Source organism: Streptomyces sp. UNOC14_S4 (genome assembly GCF_020740835.1).
Lineage (GTDB): Bacteria > Actinomycetota > Actinomycetes > Streptomycetales > Streptomycetaceae > Streptomyces.
The window spans coordinates 1-18,294 of sequence record NZ_JAINFC010000103.1; the positions used below are offsets into that span (position 1 = coordinate 1).

General features: G+C 71.1%; 18 protein-coding genes. 1 reads left to right on the forward strand and 17 read right to left on the reverse strand.

The genetic code is table 11. From position 1 onward, the window contains the following. Nucleotides 1-137: 137 nt before the first annotated feature. The 13 genes from metK to pyrR form a co-directional block, all read right to left on the reverse strand. Complete coding sequence (gene metK / locus K6I34_RS12285) at nt 138-1,346, reverse strand: methionine adenosyltransferase (protein WP_229325229.1); 1,209 nt, start codon at nt 1,344-1,346, stop codon at nt 138-140. A 177-nt stretch (nt 1,347-1,523) separates the two neighbouring features. Continuing rightward, nucleotides 1,524-2,765 carry a bifunctional phosphopantothenoylcysteine decarboxylase/phosphopantothenate--cysteine ligase CoaBC gene (coaBC, locus tag K6I34_RS12290; RefSeq protein ID WP_229325231.1) on the reverse strand — a complete coding sequence of 414 codons (1,242 nt, stop codon included), beginning with the start codon at nt 2,763-2,765 and terminating at the stop codon, nt 1,524-1,526. Between the two features lie 134 nt (nt 2,766-2,899). Beyond that, nucleotides 2,900-3,172, reverse strand: a complete 273-nt coding sequence (rpoZ, locus tag K6I34_RS12295) for a DNA-directed RNA polymerase subunit omega (RefSeq protein WP_030360466.1) — start codon at nt 3,170-3,172, stop codon at nt 2,900-2,902. A 90-nt stretch (nt 3,173-3,262) separates the two neighbouring features. Then, the gene (gmk, locus tag K6I34_RS12300) at nt 3,263-3,853 is read right to left on the reverse strand and encodes a guanylate kinase (protein WP_229325233.1); all 591 of its coding nucleotides are present in this window, start codon (nt 3,851-3,853) and stop codon (nt 3,263-3,265) included. 38 nt (nt 3,854-3,891) lie between these two features. Beyond that, complete coding sequence (locus tag K6I34_RS12305; RefSeq protein WP_087928986.1) at nt 3,892-4,215, reverse strand: integration host factor; 324 nt, start codon at nt 4,213-4,215, stop codon at nt 3,892-3,894. A gap of 246 nt (nt 4,216-4,461) precedes the next feature. Next, nucleotides 4,462-5,319 carry an orotidine-5'-phosphate decarboxylase gene (gene pyrF / locus K6I34_RS12310; protein ID WP_229325235.1) on the reverse strand — a complete coding sequence of 286 codons (858 nt, stop codon included), beginning with the start codon at nt 5,317-5,319 and terminating at the stop codon, nt 4,462-4,464. A gap of 118 nt (nt 5,320-5,437) precedes the next feature. Continuing rightward, nucleotides 5,438-6,553 (reverse strand): quinone-dependent dihydroorotate dehydrogenase, encoded by a 1,116-nt coding sequence (locus K6I34_RS12315; protein WP_229325237.1) that lies wholly within the window; start codon nt 6,551-6,553, stop codon nt 5,438-5,440. 82 nt (nt 6,554-6,635) lie between these two features. Next, nucleotides 6,636-9,947 (reverse strand): carbamoyl-phosphate synthase large subunit, encoded by a 3,312-nt coding sequence (carB, locus tag K6I34_RS12320; protein WP_229325239.1) that lies wholly within the window; start codon nt 9,945-9,947, stop codon nt 6,636-6,638. Then, a complete protein-coding gene (carA, locus tag K6I34_RS12325) occupies nt 9,940-11,082 on the reverse strand; it encodes a glutamine-hydrolyzing carbamoyl-phosphate synthase small subunit (protein WP_229325242.1) in 1,143 nt (380 codons plus the stop codon). The genes carB and carA overlap by 8 nt, the downstream gene beginning before the upstream one ends. Beyond that, nucleotides 11,079-11,651, reverse strand: coding sequence for a hypothetical protein (locus K6I34_RS12330; protein ID WP_229325244.1), 573 nt, complete (start codon nt 11,649-11,651; stop codon nt 11,079-11,081). The genes carA and K6I34_RS12330 overlap by 4 nt, the downstream gene beginning before the upstream one ends. After that, complete coding sequence (locus K6I34_RS12335) at nt 11,648-12,934, reverse strand: dihydroorotase (RefSeq protein ID WP_229325246.1); 1,287 nt, start codon at nt 12,932-12,934, stop codon at nt 11,648-11,650. Before K6I34_RS12335 ends, K6I34_RS12330 begins: the two co-directional genes overlap by 4 nt. A gap of 2 nt (nt 12,935-12,936) precedes the next feature. Beyond that, the gene (locus K6I34_RS12340; RefSeq protein ID WP_229325248.1) at nt 12,937-13,917 is read right to left on the reverse strand and encodes an aspartate carbamoyltransferase catalytic subunit; all 981 of its coding nucleotides are present in this window, start codon (nt 13,915-13,917) and stop codon (nt 12,937-12,939) included. A 106-nt stretch (nt 13,918-14,023) separates the two neighbouring features. Further along, nucleotides 14,024-14,623, reverse strand: a complete 600-nt coding sequence (gene pyrR, locus K6I34_RS12345; RefSeq protein ID WP_229325249.1) for a bifunctional pyr operon transcriptional regulator/uracil phosphoribosyltransferase PyrR — start codon at nt 14,621-14,623, stop codon at nt 14,024-14,026. A 242-nt stretch (nt 14,624-14,865) separates the two neighbouring features. Here pyrR and bldD point away from each other — a divergent pair, with 242 nt between their 5' ends. Further along, nucleotides 14,866-15,366, forward strand: coding sequence for a transcriptional regulator BldD (gene bldD, locus K6I34_RS12350; RefSeq protein ID WP_004948690.1), 501 nt, complete (start codon nt 14,866-14,868; stop codon nt 15,364-15,366). Between the two features lie 88 nt (nt 15,367-15,454). Here the strand turns inward: bldD and nusB are convergent, their stop codons facing one another. The 4 genes from nusB to K6I34_RS12370 form a co-directional block, all read right to left on the reverse strand. Continuing rightward, nucleotides 15,455-15,889, reverse strand: coding sequence for a transcription antitermination factor NusB (gene nusB, locus K6I34_RS12355; protein ID WP_229325251.1), 435 nt, complete (start codon nt 15,887-15,889; stop codon nt 15,455-15,457). Between the two features lie 2 nt (nt 15,890-15,891). Then, nucleotides 15,892-16,458 (reverse strand): elongation factor P, encoded by a 567-nt coding sequence (gene efp / locus K6I34_RS12360; protein ID WP_229325253.1) that lies wholly within the window; start codon nt 16,456-16,458, stop codon nt 15,892-15,894. A gap of 50 nt (nt 16,459-16,508) precedes the next feature. Next, entirely contained in the window at nt 16,509-17,615 is a 1,107-nt protein-coding gene (locus K6I34_RS12365) for an aminopeptidase P family protein (RefSeq protein ID WP_229325255.1), read from the reverse strand. A 65-nt stretch (nt 17,616-17,680) separates the two neighbouring features. Continuing rightward, the coding region (locus tag K6I34_RS12370; protein ID WP_229325257.1) for an AAA family ATPase at nt 17,681-18,294 on the reverse strand (614 nt) is incomplete at its 5' end.

Here is an 18,294-nt window from a genome sequence, read left to right on the forward strand (position 1 = left end):
CCGCACCCCCGCTCCGCCCGTCGTCCCTGCTCACGGCTCCAGTCCTATCAGACGGCACTGACAGCGACGGGTGTATGCGACGAGGCCCGGGCACCCCCGAAGGGTGTCCGGGCCTCGCGCGAGACGCTTCCGCGGGTCTACAGACCCGCGGCCTTCTTCAGCGCGTCGACGCGGTCGGTGCGCTCCCAGGTGAAGTCCGGCAGCTCGCGGCCGAAGTGGCCGTAGGCCGCGGTCTGGGCGTAGATCGGGCGCAGCAGGTCGAGGTCGCGGATGATCGCGGCCGGGCGGAGGTCGAAGACCTCGGCGATGGCGTTCTCGATCTTGTCGGTGTCGACCGTGTTGGTGCCGAAGGTCTCGACGAACAGACCCACCGGCTCCGCCTTGCCGATCGCGTAGGCCACCTGGACCTCGCAGCGCGAGGCCAGGCCCGCGGCGACGACGTTCTTGGCTACCCAGCGCATCGCGTACGCGGCCGAGCGGTCGACCTTGGACGGGTCCTTGCCGGAGAAGGCGCCGCCGCCGTGGCGGGCGTAGCCGCCGTAGGTGTCGATGATGATCTTGCGGCCGGTCAGGCCCGCGTCACCCATCGGGCCGCCGATCTCGAAGCGGCCGGTCGGGTTCACCAGGAGGCGGTAGCCGTCGGTGTCGAGCTTGATGCCGTCCTCGACGAGCTGCTTCAGGACGTGCTCGACGACGTACTCGCGGATGTCCGGCGCGAGGAGCGAGTCCAGGTCGATGTCGGAGGCGTGCTGCGAGGAGACCACGACGGTGTCGAGGCGGACGGCCTTGTGGCCGTCGTACTCGATCGTCACCTGGGTCTTGCCGTCGGGGCGCAGGTACGGGATCGTCCCGTTCTTGCGGACCTCGGTCAGGCGGCGCGAGAGGCGGTGTGCCAGCTCGATGGGGAGCGGCATCAGGTTCGGCGTCTCGTCGCAGGCGTAGCCGAACATCAGGCCCTGGTCACCGGCGCCCTGCCGGTCCAGCTCGTCCTCGTCGCCCTCGACGCGGGTCTCGTACGCGGTGTCCACGCCCTGCGCGATGTCGGCCGACTGCCCGCCGATGGACACCGACACGCCGCAGGAGGCGCCGTCGAAGCCCTTCTTGGACGAGTCGTAGCCGATCTCGAGGATCTTGCTGCGGACGAGCGAGGCGATCGGGGCGTAGGCCTTGGTCGTCACCTCGCCGGCGACGTGCACCAAACCGGTGGTGATCAGGGTCTCGACGGCGACGCGCGAGGTCGGGTCCTCGGTGAGGAGGGCGTCGAGAATGGTGTCGCTGATCTGGTCAGCGATCTTGTCGGGGTGACCCTCGGTCACGGACTCCGAGGTGAACAGGCGGCGGGACACATCGCTCCCTGGGGTTGCAGCGGCTGCTGGCTGATCATTGACGGGACCCGGCCGAGAGCTGCGCTCGGCGCGGGAACCAGAGGTCAGTTTATCCGGCCCGCCCGGCGTTCGGACATCCTGTCGCACATCGGGGGCCCCTGGACTTGTGATCCATCCCTCACGGGCGTCTCGTACATATCAGGAGAAACGCCGCACCACCAGGTCCCAGACGGTCTCCGCGAGGGCTTCCTTCGGCCCGAAGGGGACGGGGGTCTCGGAGCCGTCGGGAGCGAGCACCACGGCCTCGCTCGCCTCCGCGCCGAAGGTCTTCCGCTCCCCCACTTCATTGACGACCAGCAGGTCACAGCCCTTGCGGGCGAGCTTGGCTCGGCCGTTGGCGAGGACGTCGTCGGTCTCGGCGGCGAAGCCCACGACGACCTGTCCGGGGCGGGGGCGGTCCGCCGAGAGCTCGGCGAGCACGTCGGGGTTGCGGACCAGTTCGACGGGTGCGGGCTCCTCCCCCTCCCGCTTCTTGATTTTGCCCTCGGCGTAGCGGGCGGGCCGGAAGTCGGCGACGGCGGCGGCCATGACCACGGCGTCCGCGTCGGCCGCGGCCTTCAGCACGGCCTCCCGGAGCTGCACCGCCGTGCCGACGCGCACCACGTCCGCCCCGGCGGGGTCGGGCAGCTCGGTGTTGGCGGCGACGAGGGTGACCCTGGCCCCGCGCGCCACGGCGGTACGGGCCAGGGCGTAGCCCTGCTTGCCGGAGGAGCGGTTGCCGAGGAAGCGGACGGGGTCCAGGGGCTCCCGGGTGCCGCCCGCGCTGATCACCACGTGGCGGCCCGCGAGGTCGGCGGGGACGCGGGCGCCGCGGGCCAGCACCCGGCGGCAGACCTCGAAGATCTCCTCCGGGTCGGGCAGGCGGCCCTTGCCGGTGTCGACGCCGGTCAGCCGGCCGACGGCGGGCTCGATGACGACCGCGCCGCGGCGGCGCAGGGTGGCCACGTTCTCCTGGGTGGCCGGGTTCTCCCACATCTCGGTGTGCATGGCGGGCGCGAAGACCACCGGGCAGCGCGCGGTGAGGAGGGTGTTGGTCAGCAGGTCGTCGGCGAGGCCGTGGGCGGCCTTGGCCAGCATGTCGGCGGTGGCGGGGGCCACCACGACGAGCCGGGCCTCCTGGCCGATCCGCACGTGCGGCACCTCGTGGACGGACTCCCACACCTGGGTGGCGGCCGGGTGGCCGGAGAGCGCGGACCAGGTGGCCTCGCCGACGAAGTGCAGGGCGGCGGCCGTGGGGACGACGCGTACGTCGTGGCCCGACTCCGTCAGGCGGCGCAGCAGCTCGCACGCCTTGTACGCGGCGATCCCGCCGCTGACCCCCAGGACGACCTTGGGCTTGTCCGTCGCCTCGTCCACCGGCTCGACCATCGCCTCGTCCATCGCTTCGCCTCTCCCCGCGCTCTCGCACACTTCCGTGGGCCGCTTACGCCTTACGCCGTTTACGTACCCCATGACACACCAAGGGCCCGGCAGCCGTGCTGCCGGGCCCTTGGTGACATCTGTCGACCGCGTGATTACTGGGCCGGAGCCTCGACCGCCTCGGAGGTCAGCAGGCCGGCGTTGATCTCGCGGAGCGCGATGGACAGCGGCTTCTCGTGGACGTGGGTGTCCACCAGCGGGCCGACGTACTCCAGCAGGCCCTCGCCGAGCTGCGAGTAGTACGCGTTGATCTGGCGCGCGCGCTTGGCGGCGTAGATCACCAGGCTGTACTTCGAGTCGGTCGCCTCGAGCAGCTCATCAATCGGCGGGTTGATGATGCCCTCGGGCGCGGTGATGGAAGAGGACACGCTCTGCCTTCCGATGGGGGTGGTTGCGATCCGGTTGTCCGGGATTTCTCGGAATTCCCAGGATTCTTGGAATCCTACGGAAATCCCAGCTCAACGGAGCAAGGCTAGCAGTTCCCGCGCGACGTCCTCGACGGAGGTGTTGACCAGCGTCGTGTCGAACTCCGACTCGGCGGCCAGCTCCACCTTGGCCGCGCCGAGCCTGCGCTCGATGACCTCGGCCGACTCGGTGCCGCGGCCGGTGAGCCGGCGGACCAGCTCCTCCCAGCTCGGCGGGGCGAGGAAGACCAGCTGCGCCTCGGGCATGCTCTCGCGGACCTGCCGGGCACCCTGGAGATCGATCTCCAGCAGCACCGGCACCCCCGCCGCCAGGTGGTCGAGGACCGCCTGGCGCGGGGTGCCGTAACGGTTGCCCGCGAACTCCGCCCACTCCAGCAGCTCACCGTTGGCGACGAGCTTGTCGAACTCCTCGTCGTCCACGAAGAAATACTGGACACCCTCCTGCTCGCCGGGGCGCGGCTTGCGGGTGGTGGCGGAGACGGAGAGCCATACCTCGGGGTGGGCCTTGCGCATATGGGCGACGACCGTGCTCTTGCCGACCCCGGAGGGGCCGGAGAGCACGGTCAGCCGCGGTTGTCTGGCCGGGGGGACGGGGGACGTCCCCCGGGAGACTGCAGTACTCATGCAGTGATTATCCCGGTTCCCGGGAGTGCCTGGGAACGTCAGGCGGCCTTGCCGCCGAACTCACGCTCCAGCGATGCGATCTGGTTGGAGCCGAGACCACGCACCCGGCGGCTCTCGGAAATGCCGAGCCGCTCCATGATCTGCTTGGCCCGGACCTTGCCCACACCGGGCAGGCTCTCCAAGAGGGCGCTCACCTTCATTTTGCCGATGACCTCGTTCTTCTGGCCCTGCTCGATGACCTCGTGCAGCGAGGCGCCGGAGTGCTTGAGCCGATTCTTGACCTCGGCGCGCTCCCGGCGAGCCGCGGCGGCCTTTTCGAGCGCGGCTGCGCGCTGTTCAGGGGTAAGGGGCGGAAGAGCCACGCCTACGTCACCTCGGATATCGAACTGTCGGATAACGGACCGGTGTGGAACCTAGTCGGCCCACACCTGGGGAGCAACGAGCAACGCGCTTGCACGTTCGCTCTCGTCGGAGACTAGCGGCCGATCCCGCTCCAGTCAGCGAGAACAGACGAAAAGTCCTGGTCAGACTCTCTCGACTTGGACTTTTCCGGACATACTGGCCGACTTTTCTTGGTCCCGTCTGGCCCGATCCTGTCGGAGGCGCCCTCAGCCGGCCACGCCCGCGACCGCCGCGCGCACCTCCTCGGCGAACCGTTCGGCGCTCGCGCGCAGCCCGGAGATGTCCGGACCGTGGCGCAGCACCCCGCGGCTGACGTTCGGGACGACGTCGCGGACGGCCGCGCCGAAGACCTTCGGCAGATCGGCCGCGGTCGCGCCCTGGGCACCGATGCCGGGGGCGAGCAGCGGGCCGTTGATCGCGAGGTCCGCGCCGACGCCCGCGAGCGAGTCGCCGAGGGTCGCGCCGACGACCGCGCCGAAGGAGCCCATGGGGGCGGCGTCCGCGTTCTCGGCCCGCAGGTGGTCGAGCATGGTCGCGGCGACGGTCGCGCCGCCCTCGCGCACCGCGTGCTGCACCTCGGCGCCCTCGGGGTTCGAGGTCAGGGCGAGGACGAAGACGCCGGTGCCGCTCTCGCGCGCCAGCTCCAGGGCCGGGCGCAGCGAGCCGTAGCCGAGGTACGGGCTGACGGTGACGGCGTCCGAGAAGAGCGGGGAGGCCGGGTCCAGGTAGGTCGCGGCGTACGCGGCCATGGTGGAGCCGATGTCGCCGCGCTTGGCGTCCATCAGCACCAGCGCGCCGGCCTCGCGGGCGTCGGCGACGGCCCGCTCCAGGACGGCGATGCCGCGCGAGCCGAAGCGCTCGAAGAACGCGGACTGCGGCTTGAGGACGGCCACGCGGTCGGCGAGGGCCTCCACGACGGTGAGCGCGAAGCGCTCCAGTCCTGCGATGTCGTCGGTGAGGCCCCAGTCGGCGAGGAGGGCGGCGTGGGGGTCGATGCCGACGCAGAGGGGGCCGCGCTCGTCCATGGCGCGGCGGAGGCGTGCGCCGAAGGGTTCGGTGGTCATGAGTTTCCCTTTCCGGGTCAAGTGCGGGCCGGTGGTCGGTTGTGCCCCCGTTTCGCCTGGGGGTCCCCCCGGACGAAGTCTGGGGGAGGAACGCCTGCCCACAACCAGGTGAAGGCCGTCAGGCCGTCTTCTCGCGCGTCGCCGCGCCCACCGCGTCGGCCAGCGTCGCGTACGGGCTCGCGGCAAGGAGTTCCGCCAGGCCGTTGTGGACGCGGCGGCACCAGAAGGGGCCCTCGTAGATGAAGGCGCTGTAGCCCTGGACGAGGGTGGCGCCCGCCAGGATGCGCTCCCAGGCGTCCTCGGCCGTCTCCACGCCCCCGACGCCGACGAGGGTGATCCGGTCGCCCACACGGGCGTACAGGCGGCTCAGGACCTCCAGGGAGCGCTCCTTGAGGGGCGCGCCGGACAGGCCGCCCGCGCCGATGGCCTCGACGGTGCGCTTCGGCGTCTTCAGCCCGAGGCCGTCGCGGGCGATCGTGGTGTTGGTGGCGATGATGCCGTCCAGGCCCAGCTCGACGGCCAGGTCGGCGACGGCGTCGACGTCCTCGTCGGCGAGGTCAGGGGCGATCTTCACCAGCAGCGGCACCCGGCGCCCGGTGACCGTGCGGTCGGCGGCCTCGCGCACGGCGGTCAGCAGCGGGCGCAGGTGGTCGACGGCCTGGAGGTTGCGCAGGCCCGGCGTGTTCGGCGAGGAGACGTTGACGACGAGGTAGTCGGCGTGGGCCGCGAGGCGCTCGGTGGAGGTGACGTAGTCGGCGACGGCCTCGGCCTCCGGCACGACCTTGGTCTTGCCGATGTTCACGCCGACGGTGGTCCGGAAGACCTCGTCACGGGCCGCCAGGCGCTCCGCGACGGCCGCGGAGCCGTCGTTGTTGAAGCCCATGCGGTTGATGAGCGCGCGGTCCGCCACGAGGCGGAAGAGCCGCTTCTTGGGGTTGCCCGGCTGCGCCTGCGCGGTGACCGTGCCGATCTCGACGTGGTCGAAGCCGAGCATGGCCATGCCGTCGATGGCGGCCGCGTTCTTGTCGAAGCCCGCGGCGAGCCCGAAGGGGCCGTGCATCCGCAGGCCGAGGGCCTCGGTGCGCAGCTCCTTGTGGCGGGGGGCGAGGACGGCCGCGACGAAGGTCCGCAGGACGGGCACGCGGGCGACGGCGCGGATCCAGCCGAAGGCCAGGTGGTGGGCCTTCTCGGGGTCCATCCGCTTGAAGATCAGGTCGAAGAAGAGTCGGTACATGTCCAGCCTTCGGGGTCTTCGGTGGTCATGGAGAGGGGGACACCTCGCGGTGTCCCCCTCTCACACGTCGTCCGGATGTGTCCTACGCCTCGCGCGCCGCGGTCAGCGCGCCCGCGTGCTCCTGGAGGGAGCGGACGCCGACATCGCCGCGGGTGAGCGCCTCGATGCCCTGGACGGCGGCCGCGAGGGCCTGGACCGTGGTCAGGCAGGGCACCGCGCGGGCGACCGCGGCGGTGCGGATCTCGTAGCCGTCGAGGCGGCCGCCGGTGCCGTACGGCGTGTTGACGATGAGGTCGACCTCGCCGTCGTGGATGAGCTGGACGATGGTCTTCTCGCCGTTCGGGCCCTCGCCCTCGCTCTGCTTGCGCACGACGGTGGCGTTGATGCCGTTGCGCTTGAGGACCTCGGCGGTGCCGGAGGTCGCGAGCAGTTCGAAGCCGTGGGCGACCAGCTCACGGGCCGGGAAGATCATCGAGCGCTTGTCGCGGTTGGCGACCGAGACGAACGCGCGGCCCTTGGTGGGCAGCGCGCCGTACGCGCCCGCCTGCGACTTGGCGTAGGCCGTGCCGAAGACGGAGTCGATGCCCATGACCTCGCCGGTGGAGCGCATCTCCGGGCCGAGGACGGTGTCGACGCCGCGCCCGTGGATGTCGCGGAAGCGGCTCCACGGCATCACGGCCTCCTTGACGGAGATCGGCGCGTCCAGCGGCAGGGTGCCGCCGTCGCCCTCCTTGGGCAGCATGCCCTCGGCGCGCAGCTCGGCGACGGTCGCGCCCAGCGAGATGCGGGCGGCGGCCTTGGCCAGCGGCACGGCGGTGGCCTTCGAGGTGAAGGGCACGGTGCGGGAGGCGCGCGGGTTGGCCTCCAGGACGTAGAGGATGTCCCCGGCCATGGCGAACTGGATGTTGATCAGGCCGCGGACGCCGACGCCCTTGGCGATGGCCTCCGTGGAGGCGCGCAGCCGCTTGATGTCGTAGCCGCCGAGGGTGATCGGGGGCAGCGCGCAGGCGGAGTCGCCGGAGTGGATGCCGGCCTCCTCGATGTGCTCCATGACGCCGCCGAGGTAGAGCTCGTGGCCGTCGTAGAGCGCGTCGACGTCGATCTCGATCGCGTCGTCGAGGAAGCGGTCGATGAGCACCGGGTGCTCGGAGATCAGACCGGCGTGCCGCTCCAGGTAGCCCGCGAGGGAGGGCTCGTCGTAGACGATCTCCATGCCGCGGCCGCCGAGGACGTAGGAGGGGCGGACCATCACGGGGTAGCCGATCTCGGCGGCGATGGTCTTGGCCTCCTCGAAGGAGAAGGCGGTGCCGTACTTGGGCGCGGGCAGCCCGGCCTCGGTGAGCACCCGGCCGAAGGCGCCGCGCTCCTCGGCGAGGTCGATGGCCTCGGGCGAGGTGCCGACGATCGGCACGCCGTTGTTCTTCAGCGCCTGGGCGAGGCCCAGCGGGGTCTGGCCGCCGAGCTGGACGACGACGCCCGCGACGGGACCGGCCTGCTGCTCGGCGTGGACGATCTCCAGGACGTCCTCCAGGGTGAGCGGCTCGAAGTAGAGCCGGTCGGAGGTGTCGTAGTCGGTGGAGACGGTCTCGGGGTTGCAGTTGACCATCACGGTCTCGTAGCCCGCGTCGCTGAGCGCGAAGGAGGCGTGGACGCAGGAGTAGTCGAACTCGATGCCCTGGCCGATGCGGTTCGGACCGGAGCCCAGGATGATCACCGCGGGCTTCTCGCGCGGCGCGACCTCGGACTCCTCGTCGTAGGAGGAGTAGAAGTACGGCGTCCTCGCGGCGAACTCGGCGGCGCAGGTGTCCACCGTCTTGTAGACGGGCCGGACGCCGAGGGCGTGGCGGACCTCGCGGACGACGTCCTCGCCCAGGCCGCGGATGCCGGCGATCTGCGCGTCGGAGAAGCCGTGCCGCTTGGCCTCGGCGAGCAGCTCGGGGCCGAGCTCGGCCGCCCCGGCGAGCTCGTCCGCGATCTCCTTGATCAGGAAGAGCTGGTCGACGAACCAGGGGTCGATCTTCGTGGCGTCGAAGATCTCCTCGGGGGTCGCCCCGGCGCGGATGGCGGCCATGACCGTGTTGATCCGGCCGTCGGTGGGGACGACCGCCTTGGCCAGCAGTTCGGTCTTGTCGCCGGGCTCGGCGACGAAGTCGAACTGCGAGCCCTTCTTCTCCAGGGAGCGCAGGGCCTTCTGGAGGGCCTCGGTGAAGTTGCGGCCGATGGCCATGGCCTCGCCCACCGACTTCATGGTGGTGGTGAGGGTGGCGTCGGCGGCCGGGAACTTCTCGAAGGCGAAGCGCGGGGCCTTGACCACGACGTAGTCGAGCGTGGGCTCGAAGGAGGCCGGGGTCTTCTCGGTGATGTCGTTCGGGATCTCGTCCAGCGTGTAGCCCACGGCGAGCCGGGCGGCGATCTTCGCGATCGGGAAGCCGGTGGCCTTGGAGGCGAGCGCGGAGGAGCGGGAGACGCGGGGGTTCATCTCGATGACGATGATCCGGCCGTCGTCGGGGTTGACCGCGAACTGGATGTTGCAGCCGCCGGTGTCGACGCCGACCTCGCGGATGATCGCGATGCCGATGTCGCGCAGCCGCTGGTACTCGCGGTCGGTGAGCGTCATCGCCGGGGCGACGGTGATCGAGTCACCGGTGTGCACGCCCATGGGGTCGAAGTTCTCGATGGAGCAGACGACCACGACGTTGTCGTTCTTGTCGCGCATCAGCTCGAGCTCGTACTCCTTCCAGCCGAGGATGGACTCCTCCAGGAGCACCTCGGTGGTCGGGGAGAGCGTGAGGCCCTGGCCGGCGATGCGGCGCAGCTCGTCCTCGTCGTGGGCGAAGCCGGAGCCGGCGCCGCCCATGGTGAAGGAGGGACGGACGACGACGGGGTAGCCGCCGAGCGTCTCGACGCCCGCGAGGACCTCGTCCATCGTGTGGCAGATCACCGAGCGGGCGGACTCGCCGTGGCCGATCTTCGCGCGGACGGCCTCGACGACACCCTTGAAGAGGTCGCGGTCCTCGCCCTTGTGGATCGCCTCGACATTGGCGCCGATGAGCTCGACGCCGTACTTCTCCAGCACGCCGTTCTCGTGCATGGAGATCGCGGTGTTGAGCGCGGTCTGGCCGCCGAGGGTCGGCAGCAGGGCGTCGGGGCGCTCCTTGGCGATGATCTTCTCGACGTACTCCGGGGTGATCGGCTCGACGTAGGTGGCGTCGGCGATCTCCGGGTCGGTCATGATCGTGGCCGGGTTGGAGTTGACCAGGACGACCCGCAGGCCCTCGGACTTCAGGACCCGGCACGCCTGGGTGCCGGAGTAGTCGAACTCCGCGGCCTGGCCGATGACGATCGGGCCGGAGCCGATGACCAGAACGGACTGGATGTCGGTGCGCTTAGGCACGCTGGCCCTCCATCAGGGTCACGAAGCGGTCGAACAGGTACGCGGCGTCGTGCGGGCCTGCGGCTGCCTCGGGGTGGTACTGGACACTGAATGCCGGCTGGTCGAGCAGCTGGAGCCCCTCGACCACGTTGTCGTTGAGACAGACGTGGGAGACCTCGACGCGGCCGTACGGCGTGTCGGTCGCGCCCTCCAGAGGGGCGTCGACGGCGAAGCCGTGGTTGTGCGCGGTGACCTCGACCTTGCCGGTCGTACGGTCCTGCACGGGCTGGTTGATGCCGCGGTGGCCGTACTTCAGCTTGTAGGTGCCGAAGCCGAGCGCGCGGCCGAGGATCTGGTTGCCGAAGCAGATGCCGAAGAGCGGGGTCTTCCGCTCCAGCACGGCCTTCATGACGGCGACGGGACCGTCGGCGGTGGCCGGGTCGCCCGGGCCGTTGGAGAAGAACACGCCGTCGGGGTTCACGGCGTAGACGTCCTCGGCGGTGGCGGTGGCGGGCAGCACGTGCACCTCGATGCCGCGCTCGGCCATCCGGTGCGGGGTCATGCCCTTGATGCCCAGGTCGACCGCGGCGACGGTGAAGCGCTTCGCACCGATCGCGGGGACGACGTACGCCTCCTTGGTGGCGACCTCGGCGGAGAGGTCGGCGCCCTGCATCTCGGGGGCCTGGCGCACCTCGGCGAGCATCGTGCCCTCGTCCGGCAGGCTGTTGCCGGAGAAGATGCCGACGCGCATGGCGCCGCGCTCGCGCAGGTGGCGGGTGAGGGCGCGGGTGTCGATGCCGCTGATGCCGACGACGCCCTGGTGGCGGAGCTCCTCCTCCAGCGAGCGCTTGGCGCGCCAGTTGGAGGAGACGCGGGCGGGGTCGCGGACGACGTAGCCGGCGACCCAGATGCGGCCGGACTCGGGGTCCTCGTCGTTGACGCCGGTGTTGCCGACGTGCGGGGCGGTCATGACGACCACCTGGCGGTGGTACGAGGGGTCGGTGAGGGTCTCCTGGTAGCCGGTCATGCCGGTGGAGAACACCGCCTCGCCGAAGGTGACCCCCGAGGCCCCGTAGGCGCGGCCGCGGAAGATCCGGCCGTCCTCCAGGACGAGTACGGCGGGGACCTTGTGAGTCCCCCTGGTGGAGGTCGTCATCGTGCGCCTTCCGTGTCGTGGTTCAGGTGGTGCAGGTGGGTGAGTGCCTCGACCCAGGCCGGGTGCTCGGCGGCCCGGTCGGAGCGGAAGCCGGAGTCGATCTCCCGGTCGCCGTGCGCCCAGGTGATCACCAGCAGGCCGCCCTCGGTGAGGACCTTGCCCGCGATGCCCTTGTCGAGCCGGGCGCCGCGCACCCGGTCGGCGGGGATGAAGAAGTCCTGGGCGCCGGGCCGGACGACGGTGACGCCCTGCTCCGTCAGGGTGAGCTCGGCGCGGCTGCGGGTGCCCAGACCGTGCGCGACGATCCGGTCGAGCCACTGCCCGGCGGTGGTGGAGCCGTGGTAGCGGCCCGCCATGGTGAGCCGGGCCTCGCCCTGCCCGTCGGGCGCCGCGGGCAGCCCGGGCAGGTCGCCCTGGAGCGTGCCGCGCCACTTCCAGCCCTCGCGCATCAGCCAGTAGACGAGCGCGATGAAGAGCAGGAGGCCGACGACCCAGCCGACACGGCCGGCCCAGTCGGTGACGGCCGCGGACTTCTCCTCGGCCGCCAGGTTGATCAGTGCAGGTGTCACGTGAGATTCCCGTCGATGACCGTCGCCCGTCCCCGCAGGAAGGTGTGGGTGACGCGTCCCGGCAGCTCACGGCCCTCGTAGGGGGTGTTGCGGCTGCGGGAGGCGAAGCCCGCGGGGTCCACGACACCACGGTAAGCGGAATCGAGCAGGGTGAGGTTGGCGGGCTCCCCGGGGGCGACGGGCCGGCCGTGGCCCGCGAGTCCGCCGATGCGGGCGGGCTTGAAGGACATCCGCTCGGCGACGCCCGCCCAGTCCAGCAGCCCGGTCTCCACCATCGTCTGCTGGACGACGGACAGGGCGGTCTCCAGGCCGACCATGCCCATGGCGGCCGCGGCCCACTCGCAGTCCTTGTCCTCGTGCGGGTGCGGGGCGTGGTCGGTGGCGACGATGTCGATCGTGCCGTCGGCGAGGGCCTCGCGCAGCGCCATGACATCGCGCTCGGTGCGCAGCGGCGGGTTCACCTTGTAGACGGGGTTGTAGGACCGCACGAGCTCGTCGGTGAGGAGCAGGTGGTGCGGGGTGACCTCGGCGGTGACGTCGATGCCGCGGGACTTGGCCCAGCGGACGATCTCGACGGAGCCGGCCGTGGAGAGGTGGCAGATGTGCACACGGGAGCCGACGTGCTCGGCGAGGAGCACGTCACGGGCGATGATCGACTCCTCGGCGACGGCGGGCCAGCCGCCCAGGCCCAGCTCGGCGGAGACGATGCCCTCGTTCATCTGGGCACCCTCGGTGAGCCGGGGCTCCTGGGCGTGCTGGGCGATGACGCCGCCGAAGGCCTTCACGTACTCCAGGGCGCGGCGCATGATCACGGCGTCGTCGACGCACTTGCCGTCGTCGGAGAAGACCGTGACCCCGGCGGCGGAGTCGTGCATGGCGCCCAGCTCGGAGAGCTGCTTGCCCTCCAGGCCGACGGTGACGGCGCCGATGGGCTGCACGTCGCAGTAGCCGGACTCCTTGCCCAGGCGCCAGACCTGCTCGACGACACCGGCGGTGTCGGCGACCGGGAAGGTGTTCGCCATGGCGAAGACGGCGGTGTAGCCGCCGCTCGCGGCGGCCCGGGTGCCGGTGAGGACGGTCTCGGAGTCCTCGCGGCCGGGCTCGCGCAGGTGGGTGTGCAGGTCGACCAGGCCGGGCAGCAGGATCTGGCCGTCGGCCTCGATCACCTGGGCGCCGTCGGCGGACAGGCCAGTGCCCACCTCGGCGATGGTCTCGCCGTCGATCAGGACGTCCTGGGGCTCGCCGCCGAGGACCTTCGCACCGCGGATCAGGATCTTGCTCATGATTAGTTGCTCTCCTCGGTGCGGGTGGGGGCTACGGCGGGCTCGGAGCCGCCGAGCAGCAGGTAGAGGACGGCCATCCGGATGCTGACGCCGTTGGCGACCTGCTCGACGGCGGTGCAGCGGCCGGAGTCGGCGACCTCGGCGGTGATCTCCATGCCGCGGTTCATCGGGCCGGGGTGCATCACGATCGCGTGCTCCGGCATCCGGGCCATGCGGTCGCCGTCCAGCCCGTAGCGGCGGGAGTACTCGCGCTCGGTGGGGAAGAAGGCCGCGTTCATGCGCTCGCGCTGGACGCGCAGCATCATCACGGCGTCGGACTTCGGCAGCACCGCGTCCAGGTCGTAGGAGACCTCGCAGGGCCAGGTCTCGACGCCGACGGGCACCAGGGTGGGCGGCGCGACGAGGGTGACCTCGGCGCCGAGGGTGGTCAGCAGGTGGACGTTGGAGCGGGCCACGCGGCTGTGCAGCACGTCGCCGACCACCGTGATCCGGCGTCCGGCCAGGTCCTTGCCGAGCCCGGCGTCCCGGCCGACCAGGCGGCGGCGCATGGTGAAGGCGTCCAGGAGCGCCTGGGTGGGGTGCTCGTGGGTGCCGTCACCGGCGTTGACCACGGCCCCGTCGATCCAGCCGGAGTTCGCCAGCCGGTAGGGGGCGCCGGAGGCGTGGTGCCGGATGACGACGGCGTCGGCGCCCATGGCCTCCAGGGTCAGGGCGGTGTCCTTGAGGGACTCGCCCTTGGAGACCGAGGAGCCCTTCGCGGAGAAGTTGATGACGTCCGCGGAGAGCCGCTTGGCGGCGGCCTCGAAGGAGATGCGGGTGCGGGTCGAGTCCTCGAAGAAGAGGTTGACGACGGTACGGCCGCGCAGGGTGGGCAGTTTCTTGATCGGCCGGTCGGCGACCCGGGCCATCTCCTCGGCGGTGTCGAGGATCAGGACGGCGTCGTCACGGGTGAGGTCGGCGGCCGAGATGAGGTGGCGCTTCATCCGGTTTGCTCCGTAAGGGGGGATACAGCTCCGCTAGGGAGATATACGGGGGTGAGGGCCGGGCATGCGGCGGTACGGGCCCGGCGCGGCCGGGTCCGTGGGGGAACTACTGCCCGGCCGCCGGGGCGGTCGCGCGCACGCCGAGGAGCACGCTGTCGCGGCCGTCCTCCTCGGTGAGCTGGACCTTGACCGTCTCCCGCAGCGACGTGGGGAGGTTCTTGCCGACGTAGTCGGCGCGGATCGGAAGTTCGCGGTGGCCGCGGTCCACGAGGACCGCGAGCTGAACGGCGCGCGGGCGGCCGATGTCGTTCAGCGCGTCGAGCGCGGCACGGATCGTGCGGCCGGAGAAGAGGACGTCGTCGACGAGGATCACCGGACGGCCATCGATGCCGCCGCCGGGGATCTCGGTGCGGGCGAGCGCACGGGCGGGGCGCAGCCGCAGGTCGTCGCGGTACATGGTGATGTCGAGGGAGCCGACCGCGATGGTGCCTCCGGTGATCTCCTCGAGCTTGGCGGCCAGCCGCCGGGCGAGGAAGACACCCCGCGTCGGGATGCCGAGGAGCACCACGTCGTCGGCGCCCTTGGCGCGCTCGACGATCTCGTGGGCGATACGGGTCAGAACCCGCGCGATGTCCGGTGCTTCCAGCACGGGACGAGCGGCGGAAGTGGCGGAACCCTCGGGGCTCGCGTCACGGTGTGCGTCCATACGAAACGGACCTCCTTCTCCGCCTCACGGGACGGACATTAAAGGACGTCGGATTTACCGTTCCTCACCGTACCAGGAAGTGCCGTGGGCACCGGCCACCACCCCGCACGGGCGATGCTGTGGACCATTCGGCTTGACGAAGTCAGATTACGCTGCGTAACCTCACAGTGAGTTACCAGACACACGGCAGTCGTCGGAGTGGACGACGCCGTCGCACGTCGATACAGCGTCCGGGGAGCTTTATGTCCAGCGAATACGCCAAACAGCTCGGGGCCAAGCTCCGCGCCATCCGCACCCAGCAGGGCCTCTCCCTCCATGGTGTCGAGGAGAAGTCCCAGGGCCGCTGGAAGGCCGTGGTGGTGGGCTCGTACGAGCGCGGCGACCGCGCCGTGACCGTGCAGCGTCTTGCCGAGCTCGCCGACTTCTACGGCGTTCCGGTGCAGGAACTGCTGCCGGGCACCACGCCGGGCGGGGCCGCCGAGCCGCCGCCGAAGCTGGTCCTGGACCTTGAGCGTCTGGCCCATGTGCCGGCCGAGAAGGCGGGTCCGCTCCAGCGTTATGCGGCGACCATCCAGAGCCAGCGCGGCGATTACAACGGCAAGGTCCTCTCCATCCGCCAGGACGACCTGCGCACCCTCGCCGTCATCTACGACCAGTCGCCCTCGGTGCTCACCGAGCAGCTGATCAGCTGGGGTGTGCTCGACGCCGACGCCCGTCGCGCGGTTCAGCACGAAGACGCCTGAGCGCCGGTCCGGCCTTGAAAACCGCCCGGGGGCGGGGAAACCTTGCGGTTTCCCCGCCCCCGGGCGGTTTGTGTTTTCCGGGCGATGCTTACTTCTCGTCGCGCCGGAGGCTCGGCTTGAGCTCCTTGAAACGGCCGAGCATGCCGTTCACAAAAGCCGGGGAGTCGTCGGTGGAGAACTCCTTGGCGAGCTCGACCGCCTCGTCGATCGCCACCGCGTCCGGGGTGGCGTCCTCCCAGATCAGCTCGTACGCGCCGAGGCGCACGATGTTCCGGTCGGCGACGGGCATCCGGTCCAGGTCCCAGTCGACGGCGTAGGTGGCGATGAGCTCGTCGATGCGGGCCACGTGGTCGGCGTAGCCCTCCACCAGCTGCATCGTGTACTCGTTGACCGGCGGCTGCCGGTCGTCGGAGCGCGAGTGCCGGACCCAGTCGGCGAGGACGGTCAGCACGGTGGTGCCGCGCTGGTCGGCCTCGAAGAGGATCTGGAAGGCGCGCTTACGGGCCTTGCTGCGGGCGGCCACGGTTAGCTGTTCACCCGGCCGAGGTAGTCGCTGGTGCGGGTGTCGACCTTGACCTTCTCGCCGGTGGTGATGAAGAGCGGGACCTGGATCTGGTAGCCGGTCTCCAGGATGGCGGGCTTGGTGCCACCGGTGGAGCGGTCGCCCTGGACGCCCGGCTCGGTCTCCTTGATGACGAGCTCGACGGCGGCCGGGAGCTCGACGTAGAGCACCTCGCCCTCGTGCTGCGCGACGGTGGCCTCGAAGCCCTCGATCAGGAAGTTGGCGGCGTCGCCGACGTTCTTGCGGTCGATGTGCAGCTGGTCGTAGGTGTCCATGTCCATGAACACGAAGTACTCGCCGTCCATGTAGGAGAACTGCATGGTGCGGCGGTCGATGGTGGCCGTGTCGACCTTCGTACCGGCGTTGAAGGTCTTGTCGACGACCTTGCCGGAGAGCACGTGCTTGAGCTTCGTACGGACGAAGGCCGGGCCCTTGCCGGGCTTGACGTGCTGGAACTCGACGACGGACCAGAGCTGGCCGCCTTCGAGCTTGAGCACCATGCCGTTCTTGAGGTCGTTCGTGGATGCCACGGTTGCGGTATCTCCTGGACTGGTGGAACCAGAAAGTGCGGTGCGCCCGGCTAGAGCGCGAGCAGCTCTTTGGTCGTGATGGTGAGTAGCTCGGGTCCGCCATCCGCCTCGGGGCGGACGACGAGCGTGTCATCGATCCGGACGCCGCCCCGCCCCGGGAGGTGAACCCCCGGATCTACGGTGACCGGCACGCAAGCGTCCAGTTTACCCATTGCCGAAGGTGTGAGCCGAGGGTCCTCGTCGTTTTCGAGCCCCACGCCGTGTCCGATACGCGGCCCGAGCCGGTCGGCGTGCCCCGCGGACTCCAGCACCACCCGGGCCGCGCGGTCCACGTCCCGGCACGGAACGCCCGGCGCGAGCCTCTCCCGGCCCGCCCGCTGCGCCGCGAACACCTGCTCGTAGAGCTCGATCTGCCAGTCCGCCGGGCTGGTCCCGATGACGAAGGTACGGGCGATCTCGCTGCGGTAGCCCCGGTAGTCGGCGCCCAGGCAGACGCACAGGAAGTCGCCCTCCTCCACCCGGCGGTCGGTGGGCACGTGCCCGGCGATCCCGGAGTTCGGCCCGGTGCCGACCGAGGTGGTGAAGGCCGCGCCGTAGGCGCCGTGATCGACCAGGCGGCGCTCCAGCTCCAGCGCCAGGTGCCGCTCCGTGCGGCCGACGAGGATCGACTCCAGCAGCTCGCCCAGCGCCTGGTCGGCGATCTCCGCGGCGATCCGCAGCGCGGAGATCTCCTCGTCGTCCTTGACGATCCGCTGCTGCTCCACGGCCGTGCCCAGGTCGGCGAGGAGCAGCCGGGGCGCGACCGAGCGCAGGGCGCGGTGGCGGGCCACGGTGAGGTGGTGCTCCTCGACGGCGAGCGAGCGGATGTCCGCCTCGACGGCCCGCTCGGCGGCGGCCACGGCGGGATCCCCGTCCGGCGCCGGCAGCGTCACGATCCGCAGCCCCTCCGCCGGGTGGTCGGCCGCCGTCCTCTCGGCGGGGCCTTCGGGCACGAGAACGGTGTCCTCGGCGGGGCCGAGCAGCACCACGGCACCCGTGGGCACCCCGCCCGCCAGATACCGGACGTTGGCGACGCCGGACACCAGGGCGGCCTCGCTCCCGGCCGCGCCGCACCGCTCGCGCAGCCGGGCGCGGCGGGCCGCGTACACCTCGGACATGGTTCCGAGCGTACGGCCGAGTGCCGTGGCGGGCCGTTCCAGCGCGTCCGACCGGGCGCCCCCGGCTACCAGGCGGGCGGGGCGGCCGTGGCGGCGCGGGCGACGATGTCGTCCAGGAGGCGGGCGGTGGTGGTGACGTCCTGCTGCGAGTTGTCGATGATCGGCAGCCCGGAGCCGTACCAGCCCGCCATCCGGCCGTGGATACGGGCGACCTCCTCGTCGCCGAGGCGCCGGTTGCCGCTGCGCTGGGCGTTGCGCTCCAGGACGATCTCCAGGCCCGGCAGCAGGACGACGGGCAGCAGCCCGGGGCCCACGTGCCGCTTCCAGCCGCCGAGGCCGACGACGGGCCGGTCGGGGAAGACGGCGTCGTCCAGGACGCAGGAGATGCCGTTGGCGAGGAAGTTACGGGCGGCGAACCCGCAGGTGCGGCGAGCGAGACGGTACTGCGCCTCGGAGTGCTCGTTCCACCCGGACCGCGGGTCGGCGAAACCGGAACGGACCCACTCGCGCACGTCGTCCAGGCTGATGTGCGCCGTGGGCACGGCCCGGGTGTCCGCCCAGTGCCGGGCCACGGTCGTCTTGCCGGCGCCGGCGGGGCCGATGAGGAGGACGGCGACGGCGGCGTTGGCCTCCGGCCCTCGCCCCATCCCGGGCCCGGGATGGGGCGGGGGTGGTACTG

What these genes read in the sequence shown, in the direction of transcription:
- coaBC (WP_229325231.1), bottom strand. Translation starts at nt 2,765, where the DNA reads ATGGACGAGGCGATGGTCGAGCCGGTGGACGAGGCGACGGACAAGCCC.
- gmk (WP_229325233.1), bottom strand. Translation starts at nt 3,853, where the DNA reads ATGAGTACTGCAGTCTCCCGGGGGACGTCCCCCGTCCCCCCGGCCAGA.
- pyrF (WP_229325235.1), bottom strand. Translation starts at nt 5,319, where the DNA reads ATGACCACCGAACCCTTCGGCGCACGCCTCCGCCGCGCCATGGACGAG.
- K6I34_RS12315 (WP_229325237.1), bottom strand. Translation starts at nt 6,553, where the DNA reads ATGTACCGACTCTTCTTCGACCTGATCTTCAAGCGGATGGACCCCGAG.
- carA (WP_229325242.1), bottom strand. Translation starts at nt 11,082, where the DNA reads ATGACGACCTCCACCAGGGGGACTCACAAGGTCCCCGCCGTACTCGTC.
- K6I34_RS12335 (WP_229325246.1), bottom strand. Translation starts at nt 12,934, where the DNA reads ATGAGCAAGATCCTGATCCGCGGTGCGAAGGTCCTCGGCGGCGAGCCC.
- K6I34_RS12340 (WP_229325248.1), bottom strand. Translation starts at nt 13,917, where the DNA reads ATGAAGCGCCACCTCATCTCGGCCGCCGACCTCACCCGTGACGACGCC.
- pyrR (WP_229325249.1), bottom strand. Translation starts at nt 14,623, where the DNA reads ATGGACGCACACCGTGACGCGAGCCCCGAGGGTTCCGCCACTTCCGCC.
- bldD (WP_004948690.1), top strand. Translation starts at nt 14,866, where the DNA reads ATGTCCAGCGAATACGCCAAACAGCTCGGGGCCAAGCTCCGCGCCATC.
- K6I34_RS12365 (WP_229325255.1), bottom strand. Translation starts at nt 17,615, where the DNA reads ATGTCCGAGGTGTACGCGGCCCGCCGCGCCCGGCTGCGCGAGCGGTGC.